At 51.0% G+C, this 5,117-nt stretch carries 7 protein-coding genes; 2 read left to right on the forward strand and 5 right to left on the reverse strand.

From position 1 onward, the window contains the following. Positions 1–77: 77 nt before the first annotated feature. The gene (locus DPO_RS23215; protein WP_006968828.1) at positions 78–359 is read left to right on the forward strand and encodes a type II toxin-antitoxin system Phd/YefM family antitoxin; all 282 of its coding nucleotides are present in this window, start codon (positions 78–80) and stop codon (positions 357–359) included. Next, a complete protein-coding gene (locus tag DPO_RS23220) occupies positions 356–784 on the forward strand; it encodes a type II toxin-antitoxin system VapC family toxin (protein WP_006968829.1) in 429 nt (142 codons plus the stop codon). The genes DPO_RS23215 and DPO_RS23220 overlap by 4 nt, the downstream gene beginning before the upstream one ends. Before the next feature lie 131 nt (positions 785–915). Here the strand turns inward: DPO_RS23220 and DPO_RS23225 are convergent, their stop codons facing one another. From DPO_RS23225 to DPO_RS26815, 5 genes are all read right to left on the reverse strand, one after another. Then, a complete protein-coding gene (locus DPO_RS23225) occupies positions 916–1,392 on the reverse strand; it encodes a VanZ family protein (protein WP_006968830.1) in 477 nt (158 codons plus the stop codon). A gap of 123 nt (positions 1,393–1,515) precedes the next feature. Next, entirely contained in the window at positions 1,516–2,769 is a 1,254-nt protein-coding gene (locus tag DPO_RS26350; protein ID WP_006968831.1) for an O-antigen ligase family protein, read from the reverse strand. Between the two features lie 203 nt (positions 2,770–2,972). Next, positions 2,973–3,227: a DUF433 domain-containing protein gene (locus tag DPO_RS23235; protein ID WP_006968832.1), complete on the reverse strand. Its 255-nt coding sequence runs from the start codon at positions 3,225–3,227 to the stop codon at positions 2,973–2,975. 122 nt (positions 3,228–3,349) lie between these two features. Beyond that, positions 3,350–4,051, reverse strand: a complete 702-nt coding sequence (locus DPO_RS23240; protein ID WP_236610038.1) for a sugar transferase — start codon at positions 4,049–4,051, stop codon at positions 3,350–3,352. 130 nt (positions 4,052–4,181) lie between these two features. After that, positions 4,182–4,283, reverse strand: a complete 102-nt coding sequence (locus tag DPO_RS26815; protein ID WP_407637424.1) for a hypothetical protein — start codon at positions 4,281–4,283, stop codon at positions 4,182–4,184. Positions 4,284–5,117: the final 834 nt, after the last annotated feature.

The following is a 5,117-nucleotide window of genomic DNA, read 5'->3' on the forward strand; positions in this document are numbered from 1 at the left end:
TTTTATTTCTTGATTATGGCTATAAAGATGTCTATAATGTTTAAACAACATAAGATAGCAAGGAGATGATGACCATAATGCAAAAGCAATTTTCTATCGCTGAAGCAAAAAACAGACTTCCCACCATTGTTCATTCTGTCGAAAAGGGGCCGTCTGTCGAATTGACCAGACGAGGAAAACCCGTCGCAGTATTGCTGTCGATTCAAGAATATGAACGGCTCAGCCGAAAATATACGGGTTTTTGGAATGCCGTTTCGGAATTTCGGCGAATGGCTGAGGATGAAGAAATAGAGATTTCCGACAGGGATTTCACAGGGCTCCGAGACCTGTCCTCTGGAAGAGAAGTCGAGTTCAAATGATGAAATATCTCATAGATACAAACGTACTTTCAGAGGCAGTGAAAACATTTCCTGACAAATCGGTCATGCGTATGCTTGAAAAATGCCAGCACGAAATAGTCACTGCTGCGCCGGTTTGGCATGAACTTCAATTTGGTTGTCAGCGCCTTGCCCGGTCCCGGAAACGTGAAATGATTGCTTCATTTCTTGACGACGTCGTCAAACGCACAATGCTTATTCTTCCTTATGATGACAAAGCCGCAGAGTGGCATGCAAAAGAACGTGCCAGGTTATCATCAAAAGGCTTGACCCCCTCATTTGTTGATGGACAGATTGCGGCAATCTCCGCGGTGAATGGTCTGGTTCTGGTAACACGGAATATCGGCGATTTTACACATTTTTTCAGCCTGAAGATTGAAAATTGGCACTTCCCGAAATCTGGATAAAATCTGCATCAGATATACCCATTGCGGTCACAGACTATGCCGATGACCATACTTTACCCCACCCAATAACCACAATAAAGCAGGCCCCGAGTCCTTTTTCTGTATAAATCGGTTTTTAACAAATAGCAAATTCAATGGGGTGTTTTGGATGATTGGTGTTGGGTAGGGGGTTCTGGTTGGTAGGTATTGGGGATTGGGAGGAGAGAGAGGTGGGATAAGGATCTGGGGATGGGGGTGGTGCGGAGGACGGCACCGGCGAGGACAGCAAACAGCAGGACCCCGGCCAGGCAGCCCAGGGCGTTGATGGCCACGTCCTCCCAGGACCCGGTGCGAAGGGGCGAAAAATGCTGCAACCCTTCCATCAGGGCGCTGAATATAAACACAAACAGCACTGCCCCGGCCCGGCCGCGCAGGGAATTGAAACCCGTACAGGCAAGAATTGCAAACACGGCCATGGCACCCATGTGCATCAGGGCAGCCCACTGGGACGGCGGACTGGCAGCCGGAGACAGGGTCGCCCAGGGCATGCACACCAGCAGCAGCACCAGGATTCCCCGGCTGACCCTTCGCAGAATTCCCGGATATGTCAAAGAGGATATGGATTGCATATTTAAATACCTGACGTGTCAATAACTACAATAAAGCAGGCCTGACCCCGGCTTTTTTTACTTAAAACTTAACACTTAAAACTTAAAACTCCCAACAACTACAATAACGCAGGCCTGACCCCGCTAGTTTTTTAGAACAAGGGCGGAAAGGGAGGTGAAAAGGAGGGCGTTGGCGGGGATGTGGAGGTTGCCGTCGGAGTAGCTGTGGATGAGGATGGCGATGGCAGCGGCCATGCAGCCTAAGGCGATGCCCGAGGTCTGGCAGCTGCGGCTTTGGAATTTGGCAAAACCGGTCTTGAAGAAAAGATAGAGCAGCCACAGCATCAGGGGGATGACCAGGATGCCTGTGTCTGCCGTGAACTGGAGATAATCATTGTGGGCATATCTGGCCAGGACCGTGTAGCCGGGCTGCTGGTATGGGGGATACGCCACTTCAAAGGTTCCCGGGCCCGTGCCGGCGGCCGGGTTGTCTGCGATCATGTGCCGGGTGCCTTCCCAGAGATTGAGCCGGTGGGCGATATTGTCTTCCATGTCCCCCTGGGTCAGGGTCATGATGCGTTGTACCACGGGGGTGGAGGCCATCACAATCGCGGCTGTCACCACGATGCCGGCCAGCAGATATCCCACCAGCCGCTTGTGGGCAAACCCTTTTTTGAGCAGCAGCACCACAGCCATGAAAACCAGGGCACCGGCCGTGCCGGCCCACCCGCCCCGGGACAGGGTCAGGGCCTGGCAGACAACGAGAAACAACGCCAGACAGATCAAACCGATCTTCCATTCCACGGGTCTGGACCGGATCAGGAACATGACGAGCATCACGGGAATGGCCATCTCCAGGAATCCGGCCATGTGGCTGCGGTTGACATAGGCCCCGGTCAGGGAATCTTTGTATGCGTTTCCGGTTTCCGCAGCATAATCCCACCAGGCAAACGCCAGCACATCATACAGCTCCAGCAGCCCCACCACACACAAAAACCCGGCCGTTCCCGCAATCACCCACACCAAGGCCCGCTGTTCCTCCCGGGTGCGCACGGATACCGCCACCAGAAAGAAAAATCCCAGATAGGTCATCAGCATCAAAAGGCCCTGAAACGCCAGGGCCGGATGGGGCGACATCACAGCGGACCAGGCTCCTAACGCTGCACAGGGCGCCGCCACATAAACTAACAGTTCCCGGGTGGTGAACCCTTTCAACGACGATCTCCGGGATGACGGCTTCCGCCTCCCCTTTGACCGCATCGCTTCGAGCACCAGCACAATCCCGCCCAGGGCCACCATGGCCTGAATCACGGTCTGTGCCCAGGCATGCACCGATCCCCGGAACAGCGGCGCAGCCGCGATCATCACGCAAACAATCAAAAAAGCAGGATTTTTCATCAGCTTGAAAGGCTATCCCAGTTATGCCGGCCATATCCGAATGCGACTTTTGGCGACTACCCAGAGATGACCTGCCGGACTTTCTTTCGGCAATAAGAAAATCACCTCATTTACCAAGACTTCCAGGTCATGGCCGGCATCTTCAAACAGCCTTGTCAACCGAACATCGACACATTCATCAAGTTTAATTCGCATCATCCGCCTTAAACCGGCAAAGCAGCGTACCGGTCATGTGCCAGCTCAGCGGCATATGTGATCGCTGCACGGATATCATTTTTTTCTAACGTCGGATAAGCGGAGAGGATCTCATCTTCAGAAACACCGGCCGCCAGATTGTCCATGATAAGCGATACCCAGATACGAGTGCCGCGAATACATGGTTTACCGAAACAAATATCCTGATCAACAACGACCCGTTCAAGCAACTCCTGCCTTGTCAATTTTGGGATATTTTCCATTGAAACCTCCATCTCAGGGTTTTAAATTCATGGTACCTTTACCGACAAAAATTTGCAACCCATACGCACCCCACCCCGTCTACTTAAAACTTAACACTTAAAACTTAAAACTCCCCCTTTTTCTACCTCCCGGAGCCGGAGATCATCACCCACACCGTCCGGAAAATGATCTTTGCATCCACCCACAACGACCAGTTGTCAATGTATTTCAGGTCCAGCTTCATCCATTCCTTGAAACTGATGTCATTGCGGTTGGGCTGGATCTGCCAGAAACAGGTGATGCCCGGCTTCATGGACAGGCGCCGGCGCTCCCACCGCTCATAGCATTTGACCTCTGAGGGCAGCGGCGGCCGCGGCCCCACCACGCTCAGTTCTCCCTTGAGTACATTGATGAACTGGGGCAGCTCATCCAGCCCGGTTTTGCGCAAAAACGTGCCGATATAAGGAATGATGCGCGGATCATTTTTAATCTTGAACGCCGGGCCGTCGCATTCATTGGCATGTTGCAGCGCCTCCAGGCGGGCCTCTGCATCCGGCACCATGGTCCGGAACTTGTACAGGTCAAATTTGCGGCCGTTCTGCCCCAGCCGCACCTGTTTGTACAGCACGGGCCCGACCCGGCCCCGCAGAGAGACAAACCCTGTGCAGGCAAGAACTGCAAACACAGCCATGGCCCCCATGTGCATCAACCCGGCCCACTGGGAAGGCGGGCTTGCCACCTGCGACAGCGCAGCCCAGGGCATGGCGCCAAGCAGAACCGCCAGCATCCCCCGGCTCCCCCACCGCAGGATGTCAGGATATGCAGGAAAAGATATGGACTGCATGTTCATTCTACTTTACCCCCCAATACCGACAATGCCACAGGTGACCCCGGCCTTTTCTACTTAAAACTTAACACTTAAAACTTAAAACTCAAAATAACTACAATAACGCAAGACTGACCCCACGCGCACTTTACAACTTTTTGATAATCATTTCCAACACATCGGGGAAAGATGTTTCTGAAGATTCATGAACGCCGCTGCTTAGATGTTTATGATGCGGAAAGGTTGAAATATCAGGCCAATGAGATCAAGCATTTTCCAATTCCAGTTTTTGCTTGTAGAGCCTGTCCATGGCTTCTACTGCAAATTGCCAATCCAGAAAATCATCTTCTGTTTCAAAATCTTCCATACCGTGCATTTGTTCCATTTTTTTTTGAAATTCAGCAAAAGACGTATGATACTTGGCTTCATACCGTTTTTTTCAGCTGTATACTTGTCAATTTTGGCCACAAGCATGAGCAGCGCTTGGTTTTTTATGAAAGATTTCAAATCCTTGAAACCAAATTGACTGATAATGGCCTCTGTATTTTCGGTAAATTTTGAATCGATAACATTTTCCATAGGTCAAACCCTTCCGGCTATGATAATTTTTACCACTATATCAGTATCATAATATAATCACGTTATTTTTAAAACCGGTTTTATATGACCACACACGGCCGCCTTCTGCCCGATACCAAAACCCATCTCCCCCGACCAGCCAAACGCAACTATGCAAGACCCCACCACCGCCTACTTCGTCCCCAATAAGCCAATAACCCAAGGTCACACGCAAGCCAATCCTGACCCCGGCCTGATTCAGGCCACACTTGACATTCCCCCATTTTCCATTAAGAATACTGCTCTGACATAACATATTTTTATTGAGGGATTCAAAATGAATACGCAGGAACAAACAAAAAAACCAATGGACAATGGTACATGATGCTGCCGGAACCTTACCGGATGCAGGCCATCAACAATGCTGAAAGGGATAATATGCTGGGAGGTGAAGCGTCATCTCTGGGTGAGGCTCTTTTTGCCTTTCCATGGGATACAACGCCTCAAGGACATCAATACTGGCAGG

The organism is Desulfotignum phosphitoxidans DSM 13687 (assembly GCF_000350545.1).
Classification (GTDB): Bacteria; Desulfobacterota; Desulfobacteria; order Desulfobacterales; family Desulfobacteraceae; genus Desulfotignum; species Desulfotignum phosphitoxidans.

What these genes read in the sequence shown, in the direction of transcription:
- DPO_RS23215 (WP_006968828.1), top strand. Translation starts at nt 78, where the DNA reads ATGCAAAAGCAATTTTCTATCGCTGAAGCAAAAAACAGACTTCCCACC.
- DPO_RS23220 (WP_006968829.1), top strand. Translation starts at nt 356, where the DNA reads ATGATGAAATATCTCATAGATACAAACGTACTTTCAGAGGCAGTGAAA.
- DPO_RS23225 (WP_006968830.1), bottom strand. Translation starts at nt 1,392, where the DNA reads ATGCAATCCATATCCTCTTTGACATATCCGGGAATTCTGCGAAGGGTC.
- DPO_RS26350 (WP_006968831.1), bottom strand. Translation starts at nt 2,769, where the DNA reads ATGAAAAATCCTGCTTTTTTGATTGTTTGCGTGATGATCGCGGCTGCG.
- DPO_RS23235 (WP_006968832.1), bottom strand. Translation starts at nt 3,227, where the DNA reads ATGGAAAATATCCCAAAATTGACAAGGCAGGAGTTGCTTGAACGGGTC.
- DPO_RS23240 (WP_236610038.1), bottom strand. Translation starts at nt 4,051, where the DNA reads ATGCAGTCCATATCTTTTCCTGCATATCCTGACATCCTGCGGTGGGGG.